The sequence below is a fragment of the Chromohalobacter sp. genome (assembly GCF_039830575.1).
In the GTDB taxonomy this organism is placed as follows: domain Bacteria; phylum Pseudomonadota; class Gammaproteobacteria; order Pseudomonadales; family Halomonadaceae; genus Chromohalobacter; species Chromohalobacter israelensis.
The window spans coordinates 239319-256127 of record NZ_JBDOOX010000007.1 but is presented as its reverse complement, the minus strand read 5'-3'; the positions used below and the strand labels follow the sequence as shown (position 1 = coordinate 256127).

General features: G+C 66.3%; 18 protein-coding genes. 5 read left to right on the top strand and 13 right to left on the bottom strand.

Annotated features, from left to right (window positions below; all coding sequences use genetic code 11):
- Window position 1: 1 nt before the first annotated feature.
- From astA to ABGX75_RS06370, 3 genes are read right to left on the bottom strand one after another with little or no spacing between them, the layout of a single operon-like run.
- Window positions 2–1018, bottom strand: a complete 1017-nt coding sequence (gene astA, locus ABGX75_RS06380; protein WP_287124273.1) for an arginine N-succinyltransferase — start codon at window positions 1016–1018, stop codon at window positions 2–4.
- On the bottom strand, window positions 1018–2082 hold the full coding sequence (locus tag ABGX75_RS06375) for an arginine N-succinyltransferase (RefSeq protein ID WP_347411291.1): 1065 nt from the start codon (window positions 2080–2082) through the stop codon (window positions 1018–1020). The genes astA and ABGX75_RS06375 overlap by 1 nt, the downstream gene beginning before the upstream one ends.
- Window positions 2083–2105: 23 nt before the next feature.
- Entirely contained in the window at window positions 2106–3320 is a 1215-nt protein-coding gene (locus tag ABGX75_RS06370) for an aspartate aminotransferase family protein (protein WP_347411290.1), read from the bottom strand.
- Between the two features lie 220 nt (window positions 3321–3540).
- On the opposite strand from ABGX75_RS06370, the gene ABGX75_RS06365 reads away from it, so the two are divergent.
- Both ABGX75_RS06365 and ABGX75_RS06360 read left to right on the top strand, forming a co-directional pair.
- Window positions 3541–4335, top strand: coding sequence for an SDR family oxidoreductase (locus tag ABGX75_RS06365; protein WP_224114304.1), 795 nt, complete (start codon window positions 3541–3543; stop codon window positions 4333–4335).
- Window positions 4336–4480: 145 nt separating this feature from the next.
- Complete coding sequence (locus ABGX75_RS06360; RefSeq protein WP_011508102.1) at window positions 4481–5098, top strand: class I SAM-dependent methyltransferase; 618 nt, start codon at window positions 4481–4483, stop codon at window positions 5096–5098.
- A gap of 14 nt (window positions 5099–5112) precedes the next feature.
- Here ABGX75_RS06360 and ABGX75_RS06355 read toward each other — a convergent pair whose 3' ends face one another.
- Window positions 5113–5601, bottom strand: a complete 489-nt coding sequence (locus tag ABGX75_RS06355; RefSeq protein ID WP_224114302.1) for a GNAT family N-acetyltransferase — start codon at window positions 5599–5601, stop codon at window positions 5113–5115.
- Between the two features lie 193 nt (window positions 5602–5794).
- Here ABGX75_RS06355 and tsaA point away from each other — a divergent pair, with 193 nt between their 5' ends.
- Window positions 5795–6550 carry a tRNA (N6-threonylcarbamoyladenosine(37)-N6)-methyltransferase TrmO gene (gene tsaA / locus ABGX75_RS06350; RefSeq protein WP_287124277.1) on the top strand — a complete coding sequence of 252 codons (756 nt, stop codon included), beginning with the start codon at window positions 5795–5797 and terminating at the stop codon, window positions 6548–6550.
- A gap of 56 nt (window positions 6551–6606) precedes the next feature.
- Here tsaA and purC read toward each other — a convergent pair whose 3' ends face one another.
- The 4 genes from purC to dapA all read right to left on the bottom strand — a co-directional run bounded on the left by purC (window position 6607) and on the right by dapA (window position 10182).
- A complete protein-coding gene (purC, locus tag ABGX75_RS06345; protein WP_224114301.1) occupies window positions 6607–7317 on the bottom strand; it encodes a phosphoribosylaminoimidazolesuccinocarboxamide synthase in 711 nt (236 codons plus the stop codon).
- 135 nt (window positions 7318–7452) lie between these two features.
- Window positions 7453–8244: an MBL fold metallo-hydrolase gene (locus ABGX75_RS06340; protein ID WP_011508106.1), complete on the bottom strand. Its 792-nt coding sequence runs from the start codon at window positions 8242–8244 to the stop codon at window positions 7453–7455.
- 13 nt (window positions 8245–8257) lie between these two features.
- Entirely contained in the window at window positions 8258–9208 is a 951-nt protein-coding gene (locus ABGX75_RS06335; RefSeq protein WP_347411289.1) for a hypothetical protein, read from the bottom strand.
- An 89-nt stretch (window positions 9209–9297) separates the two neighbouring features.
- A complete protein-coding gene (gene dapA, locus ABGX75_RS06330) occupies window positions 9298–10182 on the bottom strand; it encodes a 4-hydroxy-tetrahydrodipicolinate synthase (protein ID WP_347411288.1) in 885 nt (294 codons plus the stop codon).
- A 271-nt stretch (window positions 10183–10453) separates the two neighbouring features.
- On the opposite strand from dapA, the gene ABGX75_RS06325 reads away from it, so the two are divergent.
- Window positions 10454–10930 carry a peroxiredoxin gene (locus ABGX75_RS06325; RefSeq protein ID WP_035413464.1) on the top strand — a complete coding sequence of 159 codons (477 nt, stop codon included), beginning with the start codon at window positions 10454–10456 and terminating at the stop codon, window positions 10928–10930.
- A 2-nt stretch (window positions 10931–10932) separates the two neighbouring features.
- On the opposite strand, the gene ABGX75_RS06320 is transcribed toward ABGX75_RS06325, so the two are convergent.
- Together ABGX75_RS06320 and ABGX75_RS06315 are read right to left on the bottom strand one after the other, a co-directional pair.
- Entirely contained in the window at window positions 10933–12024 is a 1092-nt protein-coding gene (locus ABGX75_RS06320; protein WP_347411287.1) for an AI-2E family transporter, read from the bottom strand.
- Complete coding sequence (locus ABGX75_RS06315) at window positions 12021–12272, bottom strand: sulfurtransferase TusA family protein (RefSeq protein ID WP_110061107.1); 252 nt, start codon at window positions 12270–12272, stop codon at window positions 12021–12023. Before ABGX75_RS06315 ends, ABGX75_RS06320 begins: the two co-directional genes overlap by 4 nt.
- A 141-nt stretch (window positions 12273–12413) precedes the next feature.
- Between ABGX75_RS06315 and ABGX75_RS06310 the strand changes: the two genes are divergently transcribed.
- Window positions 12414–13859, top strand: a complete 1446-nt coding sequence (locus tag ABGX75_RS06310; protein ID WP_347411286.1) for a M48 family metalloprotease — start codon at window positions 12414–12416, stop codon at window positions 13857–13859.
- Between the two features lie 46 nt (window positions 13860–13905).
- Here ABGX75_RS06310 and ABGX75_RS06305 read toward each other — a convergent pair whose 3' ends face one another.
- From ABGX75_RS06305 to fabV, 3 genes are read right to left on the bottom strand one after another with little or no spacing between them, the layout of a single operon-like run.
- The gene (locus ABGX75_RS06305; RefSeq protein ID WP_347411285.1) at window positions 13906–14880 is read right to left on the bottom strand and encodes a GlxA family transcriptional regulator; all 975 of its coding nucleotides are present in this window, start codon (window positions 14878–14880) and stop codon (window positions 13906–13908) included.
- The gene (locus ABGX75_RS06300) at window positions 14867–15547 is read right to left on the bottom strand and encodes a DUF2959 family protein (protein ID WP_347411284.1); all 681 of its coding nucleotides are present in this window, start codon (window positions 15545–15547) and stop codon (window positions 14867–14869) included. Before ABGX75_RS06300 ends, ABGX75_RS06305 begins: the two co-directional genes overlap by 14 nt.
- The gene (gene fabV, locus ABGX75_RS06295; protein ID WP_035413457.1) at window positions 15544–16761 is read right to left on the bottom strand and encodes an enoyl-ACP reductase FabV; all 1218 of its coding nucleotides are present in this window, start codon (window positions 16759–16761) and stop codon (window positions 15544–15546) included. The genes ABGX75_RS06300 and fabV overlap by 4 nt, the downstream gene beginning before the upstream one ends.
- Window positions 16762–16809: the final 48 nt, after the last annotated feature.

Genomic DNA, 16809 nt, shown 5'->3' with positions numbered 1-16809 from the left:
GTCAGGTCTCGAGCAGGCGCAGCGTATCGCCCTCGCCGACCCCGAGCCGCCGGGCCTCGTCCGAGGTCAACGTGAGCATGCCGTCCGCCCCCGGCCCGCGTCCGATCCAGGCGGCGCGGAAATCGCGCATGCCCGAGGTCGCTACCAGCCAGGTGGGACGCTCGCCCTGCGGGGCGGCATCGTCGAGCTTCACCGGATAGCAGGCCGAGTCGCGCACGGCGCGCACATCGTCGATGTAGGCCTCGACCGTGGGCCCGCCATCGAAGATGTCGATATAGCCTTCCCAGCGCAGCCCTTCCTTCTTGAGCATCTCCAGCGCCGGACGAGTGTGCTCGTGAACGGCGCCGATGCAGGCGCGCGCTTCCTCGGAAAGAAACGGCGTGTAGATCGGGAACTTGGGCATCAGCTCGCCGATGAAGCTCTTCTGGCCGAGACCGGTGAGACGATCGGCCTCGTTGAAGTCCATGGGAAAGAAATGGCTGCCCAGGCAATGCCAGAACGCGCTGGTGCCGTTTTCATCGAAGCGGCCGCGCATCTCGGCCAGCACCTTGTCGGGGAAGCGGTCGCGAAACTCGGCGATGAACAGCCAGCGCGCCTTGGACAGCAAGGCGCCATTGCGATCGCGACGATACTCGGGACGCAGGTATAACGAGCAGACCTCGGCGTCACCGGTATGGTCAGAGCTGAGAAACAGCGTATCGATGGTGCGGTGCAGATCGAGCTGGACCGAGGAATGCGCCAGCGTGCCCAGGCGATAGTTGTAGAACGGCACCTCGCGACCGACCTGCGCCTCGATCGCGCAGCAACCCGCCAGCTCGCCGGTGGCGTCGTCCTCGAGCACGAAGAAGTACAACCGGTCGTCGATGGCGCTGCGTTCCTCGAAGGCGCTCACCGCGTGTTCGATCTTGGCGGCCAGGAAGTCGCGATTGTCGGGCAGCGACGTGAACCCCACGCCGGTCTGCCAGGCCAGGCTCTGCAGGCCGTCGATGTCACGGCGCTCAATGGGACGAATGCGCATCAGGCGTCTCCTTCGTCGACTTCATCCATGACGGCGGGCAACGCCAACGGCGCGGCCAGGACCGCACGCCCCTCCTCGACGCCCAGCAGTGCGGCGTGCTCCGGCGAAAGCATCAACTGCCCCGTGGGCGACAGCGCGTAGCGCGCCACCAGACAGCGGAAGTCGCCCAGCTGTTGGTTGGCGATCAGCGCCGGCTCGGCATCCGGCAAGACATGCCCAGGCCGCAGCCGCACCGGATGCCAGCTCGCCTGACGCACGCTCTGCAGACGATCGCGCTCGCCCCGCACGACGGGGCCGGCATCGAAGATGTCCACGTGGCGCGAGCGCACGAACCCCTCGGCCAGCATCTCCTCGAGCGCCCCTTCGTGATCGGGGTGCTCGCGCCCGATGGCGGCCCGTGCCTGGGGCGTGAGCAGGGGCAGGTACAACGGAAACTGCGGCATGACCTCGGCGATGAAGCTCTTCGAGCGCACGCCCGCCAGCAGGTTGATCTCCTGAAATCCCCGAGCGAAGAAGTGCCGCCCGACGCTGTTCCAGAACGGCGACTCGCCCTGGGCGTCGAGATAGCCCGGGAAGGCCACCGCCAGAAGCGATGCGAAACGCTCCGGGTATTGGGCGATGAACATCAGGCGCGCACGCCGCAGCAGGCTCTCGGCGCTGGTGCCCTTGTAGCGGGCGTCCAGCGACAAGGCGCACAGCAGCGTGGTCTCGGACGTCTCGTGCGAAAGCGACAGCGTCTGCACCTCGCGGCGCACGTTGAGCTGCTGCGAGGCGTGGATCAGGGTTTCCTGGCGGTAGGTGTAATACGCATCCTGCGCACCGGCCTGGGCGCGAATGCTGGCGGTCCCCACCACCTCGTCGAGGTCGAGATCCTCGAGCACGAAGGTGTAGGCCTCATCGCCGGGAAAATCGACCTCGCGTGCCATGGCACGCGTCGAGCGCGCGATGCGCTCCTCGAGACGGTCGCGATGCGCCGGCAGATTGGTCAGACGCGGCGTGGCGCTCCCCGCCAGGCGCTCCAGCGCCGGCAGGTCGCGCGGTTGAACGGGACGGACGACAAGCATGTCAGTGCCTCTTGGTTGCGCGCTCATGCGCCCTGCACGAAGCGGCCGATGGCACGTTCGAGGCGCGCCATCCCCTCGTTGACCTCGGTGTCGGAAATCACCAGCGACGGCGCCATGCGCAGCACGTTGGGACCGGCGACCAGCGCCATCAGTCCTTCCTCCATGGCCAGCGGCAGGATTTCCTTGGCTCGTCCCTCGTAGGCCGGTGCCATCTCGGCCCCGAGCAGCAGCCCCAGACCGCGCACTTCCTTGAAGACGCCATGGCGACGATTGATCGCCTCGAGATGCTCCTTGAACAGAGCATGCCGGCGCATGACGCCCGACAGCACCTCGGGCGTGTCGATGGTCTCCACCGCCGCCAGCGCCACCGCGCAGGCCAGCGGATTGCCACCGTAGGTGGAGCCGTGAGTGCCCACCGCCAGCGACGGCGCGACGCGGTCGGTGGTCAGCATGGCGCCGACGGGGAACCCGCCGCCCAGGGCCTTGGCGGTGGTCAGAATGTCCGGCGTCACGCCGTAATGCATGTACGCGTAGAGATAGCCGCTACGGCCCACGCCGGATTGCACTTCGTCGAAGACCAGCAATGCCTGATGCTCGTCGCACAGGGCGCGCAGTCCATGCAGGAAATCCGCCTCGGCAGGCACCACGCCGCCCTCGCCCTGCATCGGCTCGACGACCACCGCGCAGGTGGCGTCGTCGATCAGCTCGCGCACGCTGTCCAGATCGTTGTAAACCGCATGCTCGATGCGGCCGGGGATCGGCCCGAAGCCTTCGGAATACTTGGGCTGACCGCCGACACTGACCGTGAACAACGTCCGTCCGTGGAACGACTGACGGAAGGAAATGATCTTGTCCTTGTGGGCGCCGTACGTATCGTGGGCCCAGCGCCGGGCCAGCTTGAAGGCCGCTTCGTTGGCTTCGCCGCCGGAGGAGCAGAAATAGGCCTTGTCGGCGAAGGTCCGCTCGACCAGCGACTTGGCCAGGGCCAGGGCCGGCTCGTTGGTATAGACGTTGGAAAGGTGCCAGAGCTTGTCGGCCTGCCCCTTGAGCGCCGAGACCAGCGCGGGATGACAATGCCCCAGCGCGTTGACCGCGATGCCCCCGGCGAAATCGATGTATTCGCGCCCATCCTGATCCCACAGACGGCTACCTTCGCCACGCACCGGAATCGTCCGCTGCGGAGCGTAATTGGGCACCATGTAGCGTTCGAAATCGTCGCGGGTCGGTGACTGGGACATCGTGGGATCCTCCTGAGTGGGTCAACGAATACGGTAGGTTGGCATTGAGTATACGAGCGGGGAGGCCGCCGGGTCTTTCAGCGATGTGACGACGATTTACGAAAAGCGGTTGAGTTTTGCCCTGCTCGCCCCGACCAACTGATTTGCGGACTCACGATCGCGCCGCAGCGGGCGCGACACTCGCGTTAGACGACGCTCACGCAAGACAAGGAGGCTCGACATGCAGATCGATCTCAGCGGCAAATCCGCCATCGTCACCGGCTCCACCGCCGGTATCGGTTTCGCCATCGCCCAGGGACTGGCCAATGCCGGCGCCGAGGTCACCCTGACCGGACGTACCCAGGCACGCGTCGACAAAGCGCTGAGCGACCTGAAAGCCGCGGTCTCCGGCGCCAGGGTTTCCGGTGTCGCCGCCGACCTAGGCACCACTGAAGGCTGTCAGGCGCTGATATCCGCTCGCCCGGACACCGACATCCTGATCAATAACGTGGGAATCTTCGGTCCGCAGGATTTCTTCGAGACCGATGACGCCACCTGGGAACAATTCTTCCAGGTCAACGTGATGAGCGGGGTACGCCTGTCGCGTCACTATGCGCAGGGCATGAAGGCACGCGGCTGGGGACGCATTCAGTTCCTGTCCAGCGAATCGGCCCTCAACATCCCCGCCGAAATGGTGCATTACGGCATGACCAAGTCCGCCGTGCAGTCGATCTCGCGCGGCCTGGCCAAGGTGATGGCGGGCACCGGCGTGACCGTCAACGCGGTGCTGCCGGGGCCGACACGCTCCGAAGGCGTGGTCGACATGATCGCCAAGATGGCCGAGCAGGAAGGCGTGTCCCAGGAGGCCATGGAGGAACGCTTCGTCAAGGAAAACCGCCCCAGCTCGATCATCGGACGGCTTGCCACGCCCGAGGAAGTCGCCAACATGTGCGTCTATGCCGCATCGCCGCAGGCCAGCGCCACCACCGGCGCGCCGCTGCGCGTGGAAGGCGGCATCGTCGACAGCATGGCGTGATCGTGCGCGCATGGCCCGATGTGCCGGGCCATGCCTGCCCCAGACTCCAGGTTGCGCACGGATTGTCTCGCAAGCCCATTCCCGCATGGACGCCCCGCCGGCAACGTGCTAAGACGGCGTTATCCCCTTGCCGGAGCGCCGCGTCATGTTCAACACGACCGCCTGGAATCGCCTGCGATATTCGCTTTACGCACCGGTCTACGATCTGGTGGTCGCACGGGCGTTCCGGCGCGCGCGTCGCCTGGCGCTGGATGCAGTGCACTGGCGCCAGGGCCAGCGCGTGCTGCTGATCGGCGCCGGCACGGGGCTCGATCTGCCTTGTCTGCCGCGCGATGTCGAAATACATGCCATCGACATCTCGCCGCTGATGCTCGCGCGCCTCGAGGCAAGGGCCGATCGTTACGGCCTGGACGTCATCGCCTCGACCATGGATGCCGCCCGGCTCGACTACCCCGACGCGCATTTCGATGTGGTGGTCATGCACCTGATCGTCGCGGTCATGCCCGACCCGCAGGCTGGACTGCGCGAAGCGCACCGGGTGCTGGTGGAGGACGGTCAGCTCTGCGTGATGGACAAGTTCCAGAGCGATGCTCGCCCGGCCGGGGTGGTGCGCCGTCTGGTGAACGTGGTGACCTCGTTTCTGGCCACCGACATCACGCGTCAGGCGCGGCCATTGCTGGAAGGCGCCGGTTTCGTCGTGGAGCACGACACGCCGGTGATGATGGGGACACTGTTCCGCGCCCTGCTGGCCCGCAAGGCATGACACGTCGACGTTGCCTATAGGGCCTGGAGCGCCTTGCTGAGCCGAACGCGGGGAATCCGCTCGCCGGCACGCTCGACCCAGTCCTCTCCATCGTGACGCCAGTCACGGCGTACCAGGGCATCCGCCAGCACCAGACTGGCCTCGATGCGCAGGCAGGTCACACCGCGCTGGCGCATCTCGCCCTCGGCATACTCGAGCAGACTTTTGCCCACGCCTCGACGCGCCAGCGAGGGCCACACATAGAGTGTCTCGATACGTCCGGCTTCGGGGTCGAGCTCGCAGAAGCCGACACAGCGCCCATCGCAGATCGCCACCAGCGTCGGGTACAGCACCTGGCGCGCCGCCCAGGCCTCGGCGTCACGTGGCAGGGCCATGGCCCAGGCATCGCGCTGCGCCAGGGTGTAATACCCGGCGGCGCCCTGCATCACCGCATGGTGGAACACTTCCGCCTGATCGGCGGCATCGCGGGGCTTGGCGGCACGGTAGACGATTCGTTCGATCACCGGAGTCTCTCGTCTTGTCGAAATCGCATGACGGCGGTTCGCGGTCACGACGCATGACGGTTCCCGTCACGAAAAGGGCCGTCACGCGCAGCCTACACAAGCCACGTCCGCCACGCCAGCGCCCCCGTCAACCTCTCCCGAACGCCCTCTCGAACGCCTCGCCGAACGCGCCGGTATTGGGCATAATGCCGCGATGACCGATCGCGACCTTCCCCCTGCCGAACCGGCGGCCGTCACGCTCACGCCCATCGGGCGCATCGCCAGCGACTATCCGGACAAGTTCGGTATCCCGCGCCAGCCAGGGCTGGCCAGCGCCGCCCGCGCCACGCTGCGCTTGTTGCCGCCGTTCGACGACCCACTCGCCGTGCGCGGCCTGGAGGCCTTCAGCCATCTCTGGCTGACCTTCATCTTTCATCACAGTCCCGCCCGCTGGACGCCCCTGGTACGCCCGCCGCGTCTCGGCGGCAATGCCAAGCAAGGCGTCTTCGCGACACGCAGCACGCACCGACCCAATCGCCTGGGCCTGTCGCTGGTCGAGCTGGTCGAGGTCGATACTCGCCGAGGCGTGACATTGCACCTGCGCGGCCACGACCTCGTCGACGGCACCCCGGTGCTCGACATCAAGCCCTATCTGGCCTGGGCCGAATCGCGTCCCGAGGCCCGCAGCGGCTTCGCACCGGCGCCGCCCGCGTCATTGCCGGTGACGTTTTCCGCCGCCGCCGAGGCGACCCTGCTCGCGCGCGAGGATGGCGACTCGCTGCGCGACCTGATCCGCCAGGTGCTGGCCCAGGACCCGCGTCCCGCCTACCACAGGAAAGCGGCCGAGGCCGACGCCCGCCGCTACGGCGTGCGCCTGCGCGATGTCGACGTCCGCTTCCATGCGAGCCTCGCCGACGACATCGAGGCCCTGCACGTGGTGGCCATCGTCCCCGCAGCGCCTGCCGCCTGAACGACAGCGGGGCGCCCGAAGGCGCCCCGCAAGCATGGGTCGACGATACACGACGTTCAGAAGGTGATGCCGATCCGCCGCCCGACTTCTTCATAGGCTTCGATGACGCCCCCGAGTCCCTGACGGAACCGGTCCTTGTCCATCTTCTCGCGCGTATTGGCGTCCCACAGACGACAGCCATCCGGCGAGAACTCATCGCCCAGCATCACCTCGCCGTCGAACAGACCGAATTCGAGCTTGTAGTCGACCAGCAGCATGCCGCCATCCAGGAACAGCTGCTTGAGGACGTCGTTGACCTTGAAGGTCAGCGCCTTCATGGTCGCCAGCTGCTCGGGCGTCGCCCAGCCGAAGGTCTCGGCCAGCGACTCGTTGATCATCGGGTCGCCATGGGCATCGTCCTTGAGGAACAGCTCGAACGTGGGCGGCGTCAGCGTCTGCCCTTCCTCGACGCCCAGGCGACGCACCAGGCCGCCGGCGGCCACGTTGCGCACCACGCATTCGACCGGAATCATCTCGAGATTCTTGACCACGCACTCGTCATCGGCGATCAGCTTCTCGAAATGCGTCGGAATGCCCGCCGCCTGAAGCTTCTCCATGATGAAGGCGTTGAACTTGTTGTTGACCATGCCCTTGCGTGCCAGCGACTCCTTCTTCTTGCCGTCGAAGGCACTGGTATCGTCGCGAAAGTGCAGGATCAGGCGCTGCGGGTCGTCGGTGCGGTAGACGGACTTGGCTTTGCCCGCGTACAGCTCGTCACGTTTTTCCATGAGGTCTCCCCATTGGCCCTCGACGGGCCGGCTGGCTTGTCTGCGCGCGGCTCGCACGAACCCGCGTCGTATTCGAAACATTGTCGCCGTCGACAGGCACTGGCGCCGTCGGCTCGGCCCCTTGTGCCCACGGCCTCACGCGATGGTCTGCCATGCGAACCCATGCGCCTGCGCCGAGACCAGCAGCCGCGACTCATCGCCGGACAGCAAGGGGGTCAAGGCCTCCAGCGCCAACTCGGGACGGTTGTTCTCCTCCGAGATGTGCGAGCAGACGATGCGTTGCAGGCGGTCCAGCCCCAGGCGCGCCAGCAGCTCGGCGGCCTGCACATTGGCCAGATGGCCCCAGTGACCGCCGACGCGCCGCTTGAGCCGGGGCGGATAGGGTCCGACGTCCAGCATCCGGCGATCATGGTTGCATTCCAGAATCAGGGCATCGCATCCCTGGAAGGCCTCGACCACATGCTCGCTCGGATGGCCGAGGTCGGTGAGCACTCCCAGATGGCGGTCGTGGGCGCGAAAGCGAAATTGGACCGGCTCCCGGGCATCGTGCGGCACGGTGACCGGGTCGATGTCCAGGCCCTTGATCGCGAAACGGGACTGGGGCACGACCCATTCGTGACGCGGCACCTCGCCCAAACGGCCCGAGAGCCAGGTGCCCGCGGTCAGGTAGACCGGCATCGCATAACGCCGCGCCAACGGCCCCACCCCGCGAATGTGATCGCCATGCTCGTGAGTCAGCAGGATGGCATCGAGCTGACGCGGATGCAGCCCGAACTGAGCGAGACGTCGCTCGGTCTCGCGCAGGCCGAAGCCGCAATCGACCAGGACGTGCGTCTCGCCGTCGCTGACCAGGGTGGCGTTGCCCTTGCTGCCACTGCCCAGCGAGGCGAAACGAAGCGCCGGTGTGGCCGCGTGTCCCTCTGCCATCCCCGGCGGCCTCTTAGCGCAAGGTCGCCGCGACGGCGTCGAGCAGCTCTCGAGCCTCGCTCGAAGGAACGTCGCCGCCATTCCCGCCGCTGACACGCACCTGCGTCGTGTTCTCCGCCGCGGCACTGACGTCGAGACGATAGCGCTTGGCCGCATCGTCGCCGCCGAACCAGTCGAACCAGCCGCCATCGTCGTCACGCGAGGCGTATTCGATCACGAACTGGCCGGCACTGCGGTTCTGGTCGATCAGAGTGCCACGTTCGGTCTCGAAGTCGTTTTCCAGCTGATAACGCAACTCCGACCAGGCCCGCTCGAGGTTCAGCGACAGGTCGAGCTGCCATTCGCCGTCATGGTTCGACAGACGCACGCGCTCGTCACTGGCGAGCGGCTGCGCCGCCAGCGACACCCCGGCCTGACTGCCGGCATTGGCGGACAGATAACGCTGCAACGCATCCAGGCACTGGACTTCGTTCGCGCTTCCCTCGCAACGCACTTCGCTGGCGCCAGCGCGCAGCCCCTGACGGACGCTCAACGTGCCCTGATCGGTTTCGAGACGCCCACGGTCGACATCGGCACTTTCGACCTGCAACCCCTGCGCGCTCGCGAACCCTTGCAGCAGCGGCCAGACGCCGCCGGGCGACGCGTTGACCACCAGCCAGCGCTCCTGGCCGGCCTCGCGCGACTCGACGAAGGAGGTCTCGCCGTCCCGGCTGGACGCCAGGGGGCGCGGACGCGGCGCCTCGAAGTCGCCATCCGCTGCCACGAAGTCGCTGCTGGCATCGGGCACCGGCATGGCATTCTGGTACTTGGCGGCATTGCGGGAATCGGGCAACGTCAACGGCTCGACCATCTCGGCATTGATGTATTCGTCGTTGCGATCGTAGTAATAACCGGAACGACTGCAGCCGCTGACGACCAGCGTGGCGCCGATGATCAGCGGCATCCATTTCAGGACGGGGTTCATGCATTCACCTTCTTGATGCGTTGGTCGACGCCGAGGCATGCCGCGGGCGCCGTCGGCGCCCACACTCCTCGACGCCTCTCGACGATTGGTCAGCCTTCGGTCACGCCGGCGAGCTGCAGGGCTTCGCTCACCGTGGAGTGATACTTGTCGGAAAGCCATGTCATCGGCAGACGAATGCCCTGCTCGGCCAGCCCCATGCGATGCAGCGCCCACTTCACGGGGATCGGGTTGGCCTCGACGCCAAGCGCGGTATGCAACGGCATCAGGCGGGTGTTGATCTGATGCGCGCGCTCGTCGTCCCCGGCCACGGCGGCCTCGCACAGCTCGTGCATGGCACGCGGCGCGACGTTGGCACATACCGAAATGTCACCATGCCCGCCCATCAGCATGAAATCGCACGCCGTGGGGTCGTCACCGGAATACAGGGCGAAGTCGGTGCCTTTCAGACGATCAACCAGTTCCTCGGCACGCTCCAGGTTGCCGGTGGCATCCTTGAGCCCCACGATGTTTTCGAGCTCGGCGAGCCGGAACACGGTCTCGTTGTAGATATCCGAGCACGTGCGACCCGGCACGTTGTACAGGATGACGGGCAATCCGCCGCCCTCGGCAACGGCCTTGAAATGCTGGTAGAGCCCTTCCTGCGTGGGCTTGTTGTAGTACGGGGCGACGGAAAGACACAGGTCCGCGCCCACCTCGCGTGCATAGCGCGCCAGCTCGACGGCCTCCGAGGTCGCGTTGGCGCCGGTGCCGGCAATCACCGGGATGCGCCCGGCGACTTCCTCGACGACGCAGCGGATGACGTCGAAGTGTTCGGCGAAGGACATGGTGGTCGGCTCGCCGGTGGTTCCCGCCGCGACGATGGCATCGGTGCCGTTGTCGAGATGGAAGCCCACCAGGCGGCGCAGCGCCTCCCAGTCGATCTCGCCACTGGCCTTCATCGGTGTCGCCAAGGCGACGATGCTGCCTGTGATCATCCTGCGGTGCTCTCCTGTGAATCGGGCCAGCGTGCCACCGGCATGCGCGGGCGATAAGAACGGGATATCGCCAACCGGCCTTGCCAAGCGCCGAACCGGCCTGTCCTGTCATGATGTCGATAGGAATTAAATGGTACTCAGCCAGCTTCATCCTGTACAGAAGACACGCGCTTTGACAGTCGCGTCCGGCTGCCATGTAATCTTGCGACCGACCCAGGGTGGCGACACCCTGTCATTTCATGCCCTTCATTTCATGACCCAGGAGACTCCCATGAGCGTCACTATCGGCCACCCCGTTCCCGAGTTCACGGCCGCGGCCACCGGCGATCAGCAGGTATCGCTTTCCGACTATCGCGGCCGACAGCTCGTGATCTATTTCTATCCCAAGGACAGTACGCCGGGCTGCACCACCGAAGGCGGCGACTTCCGCGATCGCAAGGCCGACTTCGACGACGCCAACACCGTCATCCTGGGCGTCTCGCGGGACGGCCTGCGCGCCCACGAGAACTTCAAGGCCAAGCAGGGCTTCAACTTCGAGCTGATTTCCGACAAGGACGAAGCCCTGTGCCAGCTGTTCGACGTCATCAAGCTCAAGAAGTTGTACGGCAAGGAGCATCTAGGCATCGAGCGCAGTACTTTCTTGATCGACCGTGACGGCAACCTGGCGCGTGAATGGCGCAAGGTGAAGGTCAAGGGCCATGTCGAGGAAGTGCTCGAGGCCGCCCGCGAACTCAACGCCGCCTCCTGAGGTCACGCCTCTCCCGTGGGAGGTCGCAGGCCTGGGTCGCGCACGCCGCGCGGCCAGGCCTGCACCAGCGCCTTGAGCAAGGTCGCCAGCGGAATCGCGAAGAACACGCCCCAGAAGCCCCATATCCCGCCGAAGAACAGCACCGCCAGAATGATCGACACCGGGTGCAGGTTGACCGCCTCGGAAAACAGGATCGGCACCAGCACGTTGCCATCGAGCGCCTGCAGCACCGCATACGCGATCAGGACATACGCGAACTGCTCGCTGATCCCGAAGTGAAAGCCGGCCACGGCCGCCACCGGCAGCGTCGCCACCGCCGCGCCGATATACGGCACCAGCACCGAAAGCCCCACGATCAAGGCCAGCAAGGCGGTATAGGGCAGGCCGAACGCCCAGAACGTCGCGAACGCGGCCACGCCGACGATGAGAATCTCGATCGCCTTGCCGCGAATGTAATTGGCGATCTGGTCGTCCATTTCGTGCCAGATGCGGGTCATCAGGACACGTTTTCTGGGCAGCAGCGACAGCAGGAATTGCGTCAGGCGTTCGCGGTCCTTGAGCAGGAAGAACACCAGGATCGGCACCAGCACCAGGTAGATGAGCAGGCCCAGCAGGTTGCCCAGCGACGCCAGCGACAGCGTCAAGGCCCGCTGGCCGAGCTGGGTCGCCTCGCGCCCCGCCGTGGCGATCCAGTCCTCGATCTGCGCCGGCGTGATCAGGGTCGGGTAGCGTGACTGCAGGCCATCCAGCCACGCCTGGCCGCTCGCGAACATGCGCGGCGCTTCCTGTACCAGTTCGACCAGTTGGTTCCAGACCAGCGGCATGATAACCAATGCCAGAGCCAGCAAGGCACTGATGAAAAACAAGAACACCAGCAGCACCGACGCCAGACGCGGCAGTCCCCGACGCTCGAACCAGGCGACGACGCCTTCCAGAAGGAAGGCCAGCACCAGCGCCGTGAAGAACGGCGCCAGCATCTGGCCGAGACAAATGACGGCCGCGAAGCCCAGCACCAGCACGATGAGCAGCACCACGGCTTCCTCATCGGAGAAATAGCGCTCCATCCACCCCTTGAAGAGGCTCTTCATCGTCATGCAGTGCTTCCCTGTTGACCCTTGCGCAGCCAATAATGATACACGCCGTCTTTTTCCTCGCGTGCCTCGAGCCGGTGCGTGCCCTGCGCGGCGAAGGTCTCGAAATCCTGCCACGAGCCCGCGTCGGTCGCCTGGACCTCGAGCAACGCCCCGTCGTCGAGCGTCGACAAGGCCTGCTTGGCCTTGAGCAACGGCAACGGACAATGCAGGCCACGTGCATCGAGCACGCGATCGGGTTGCAACGCCATCTGTGCCCCCAGCAGTTCGGTAGTTGAAAACGCAACGATTTAAAGGCACTTTGCCAGACAGTTCAATGTCGAAACCACGGTAGCACGGCGCGCGTCACGGCGTCGGCCTTCCCGCTTCGTCACGTCACCACGAGGATGCCCATGCCACGCCGCTGGAATCTGCTTCCCGTTCTTTGTCTCGCCCTGGCCGCGTGCGTGGCCACCCCCGTTGCCATGGCGCAGGACGATTACGGGCTGCCCGAGCTCGGCGGGGCCAGCGCGAGCGTTTCCAGCGGCGAGGAGTATCGCCTCGGTCGCGCCTGGCTGCGCCAGTTTCGTGCCCAGACCGACGAGTGGGAAGACCCCATCGCCCGTGACTACATTCATGGCCTGGTCGCCCGCCTGCTGCCCTACACCGACGTTCACGACCCTGTCATCGTCACCCTGGTCGACAGTCGTCTCCTCAACGCCTTCGCCGTGCCGGGCGGCGTGATGGGGGTCAACAGCGGCCTGTTCACCTTCGCCGACAGCGAAGACACTCTCGCTTCGGTCATCGCCCACGAACTCGGCCATCTCTCGCAGCACCACTATGCACGGCGCATGCAGCGCGTGGAAGAAACCCAGTTGCCCACCATGGCGGCGATGCTGGCCGGCATGGTGCTGGCCGCCGGCGGCGCGGGCGACGCCGGCCTGGCCACCATGGTCGGGTCCCAGGCGGCCTTCATCCAGGACCAGCTCGCCTACTCGCGCCGCTTCGAGCAGGAGGCCGACCGCATCGGCCTGGACGCCATGGCCGATGCCGGCTTCGACCCGCAGGCCATGCCGGAAATGTTCCGCGCCATGCAGCACCTGGCCAGCCTGCAGGGCGGCAACCCGCCGGAGTTCCTGCTCACCCACCCGGTGACCGAATCGCGCATCAGCGACACCCAGACGCGCGCCAACCAGCTGCCATCGCCCGCACCGCATACCAGCAAGGTGTTCGCGATGGTTCGCGGCCGCGCGCTGCTCTCGCTCCATCGCAGCGACCCCGAACAGGCCATGACCCGGCTGCGCCAGGACGACCCGCCCGAGGCGGCGGTCCGCTACCTGCAGGCCTTGATCGACGCCCAGCGCGGCAATACCGCCAAGGCCCTCGCCACCCTCGACGCCCTGAGCGAGGCCCAGCCGGACCTTTCCATGCTGCCCGCCAGCGCCGCCGAGGTCGCCCTCGACGCCGGACAGCGCGACGACGCCCTGCGTCGCGCCCGGCGCATTCTCCGCCTGCAGCCGGACTACTACCCGGCACAGCGCATCGAGGCCGAGGTCCTGCTGCAGCAGGCGCCGGACCAGGCCTTCAATGTCCTGCGCGACATGAGCGATCAGTACCCCGAGGACCCGCACGTCTTCGCCCTGCTCGCCGAAGCCGCCGGACGCAGCGGCCGCGACCTGTGGGGCATGCTCGCGCGTGCCGAGCATTTGCAGCTCACCGGCCATATCGACCGCGCCATCAAGCAGATCGACATCGCCGAGCAGACCGCCCGCGACCGCGGCGACTTCGCCATGGCCAGCCGGCTCGGCGAACGTCGACAGGCGTATCTGGGATATCGACAGACGCTGCGCAATTTCTAGCGCCGGCAAGAAGAGAACGGTGCCCCGCCACGCGGCGGCAAGGGAATCAGTGGCGGGGAATGCGTTCGTCGCGGGGGCTGATGCCGAAGTGGTTGCGATACGCCGTGGAGAAATGCGCGCCCGAGGAAAACCCTGTCGCCAGCGCGATATCGCCGACGGCCTGATCGCTGTCACGCAGCAATCGGCGCGCCTGCTGCAGGCGCAGCTCCAGGTAATAGCGGCTCGGCACCGCCTGCAGGTATTTCTTGAACAGGCGCTCCAGCTGACGCCGCGAGATGCCCAGGTGCTCGGCCAGCTCGTGCGTCGTCAAGGGCTCCTCGATGTTGGCCTCCATCAGCGCCACGCCGTCGATCAGGCTTTGCGGCGCGTGGGCAAGCCGCGCGCGCAACGGTACCTGCTGCGGCTCGTCGGCCATGCGGATGCGCTCGCACACGAAGTGCTCGGAGACGCGCTCGGCCAGCCGATTGCCGTGCTGCTGGGCGATCAGCGTCATCATCATGTCCATCGCCGCCGTGCCGCCACCGCAGGTCAGCCGGTCGCGGTCGATCTCGAACAGCTGATGCGAGACACGCACGCCGGGAAAGTCGCGGCTGAAGGCATCGGTGCTGGCAACGTGCAAGGTGACACGATACCCCTCCAGCACCCCCGCCTGCGCCAGGACCTGCGTGCCGCCGGCCACGCCGCCGAGCATGACACCACGGGCGGCGAGGCGCTGCAGCCAGGCATGAAGACCGGTCAGTTCGCTCGCGGGCCCCGGGCTCGTGCCGCATATCACCAGCATGTCGAGCGGCCTGACATCGCTGCCCGCCACGCTCTCCGGCGTCAGTGACAATTCCGCCGCACTCTTCACCGCACGGCCGTCGAGACCGAAGGTACGCGGCATGTACAGCCGCCGCCCGGCCAGCAGATTGGCCACGTGCAACGGCTCGATGGCACACGCCTGCGCCAGCAACGAAAACCCCGGCAGCAGGAGAAACCCGACCTGACGCGGGGCGTCTTGAACGCCGTCACTGGCGAACATCGTGCAGGGCCTCCACCAGGGCGTCCGTCTCCCGATCGATACGCTCGGCGCGGGTCGTCAGCGTGGCCATCTCGTCACCCATGAGCGACACGCGGTCGCCCAGTGCCGCCATGTCACGGGCGTTCTCCTCGTGCTTGAGCAGCAAGGCGGCATCGTCGAGCGTGGCCGTCAACGGCTGCATCTGGTCGCGCGAGGCCCCCAGTGCATCGCGAAGCTCGGCATAACGCGCTCGGGACCGGGCCAGTTGCTGCTCGCTGAGTTCGCGATAGCGGTCATCGCGGTATGCGTCGAGTTCCTCCCGCCACTGGGAGAACACCGCCTCGGCGGCCTCATCCGCCTCCTCGAGCCGCCACGCCAGTTCACGCTGCGCGTCGCGACTCGTCTCGAGCGCCTGGGTCAAGGCCTCCCGCTCGCGGGAGAACGTGCTCGGCGATGCCGACAACGCCAGCTCGAGGCGCGACAAGGCACTGGAGAGAGCCTTCTGCGAGCGGCGCTGGGCGTCGCGCGCCGCATCGACACGCTCGGCCAGCACCTCGCCACGCGAGACGCCGAGACGCTCCATGGACGCGTAATACGGCGATACCTGGCATCCCGCGAGCATCGTCAGCAGCACCAGCAACGCCGTCACGCGCCACCGGTGCCGACCGACGCCGACCACGCGGGTCACAGTTGCACGACGTCGAACTCCGCGACCGGGTCGACGTCCGCTTCGTAATCGACATCGTCACGCTCGAAGCCGAACAGCTTGAGGAACTCGCGCTTGTAGCCGGCGTAGTCGGTGAGCGTGAAGAGGTTCTCGGTGGTCACCTGCGGCCACAGGTCCTGGCAGGCCTGCTGGACGTCATCGCGCAGCTCCCAGTCGTCGAGGCGCAAGCGGCCGGCCTCATCGGTGGCAAGCTCGCCGTTCCGGCCTTGCGTCGAATAGAGGCGCTCGCGGTAGAGACGGTTGAGCTGATCGATGGTGCCCTCATGCAGGCCTTGTTCCTTCATGACCTTGTAGACCATCGAGATATAAAGCGGCATGACAGGAATCGCCGCGCTGGCCTGGGTGACCACCGACTTGAGCACCGCGACATTGGCGCCTCCGCCATGCTGTCCCAGGCGAGCGTCGAGTTCGCCGGCGGCGCGATCGAGATCTTCCTTGGCCTTGCCCAGCGCGCCATGCCAGTAGATCGGCCAGGTGATCTCGGTGCCGATGTAACTGAATGCCACGCTGCGTGCGCCCGGTGCCAGCACGCCCGCCTTGTCCAGCGCGTCGACCCACAGCTCCCAGTCCTCACCGCCCATGACGGTGACGGTATCGGCGATCTCTTCCTCGGTGGCAGGCTCCACCGAGGCCTCGACGATGGCGTCCTTGTTGGTGTCGATGGCCGTGGCGGTGTAGGTCTCGCCGATCGGCTTGAGGGCGGAGCGCTTGAGCTCGCCGCTATCCGGCAACTTGCGCACCGGCGATGCCAGCGAATACACCACCAGATCGATCTGCCCCATGTCCTGCTTGATCAGCTCGATGGCCTTTTCGCGGGCCTCGTGGGAAAAGGCATCGCCGTTGATCGCCTTGCTGTAGAGGCCTTCCGCCTTGGCGAACTTGTCGAACGCCGCCGCGTTGTACCATCCGGCCGTGCCGGGCTTCTTCTCGGTGCCCGGCTTTTCGAAGAACACGCCGAGCGTCGAGGCGCCGTAACCGAAGGCCGCCGTGACACGTGCCGCCAGTCCGTAACCGCTGGACGCGCCGATCACGAGCACGTTCTTGGGACCCTTGTCGCGCTCGCTTTCCGGGATGTTGGCACGCGTGGTGGCGATCTGCTCGGCGACGTTGCGCTCGCAGCCCAGTGGATGAGTGGTGGTGCAGATGAAACCACGAACCTTGGGTTTGATGATCACAGGGGACCTCTTTGCTGACGTCATGCGTTGATCGCGGCCGGTGCCGCC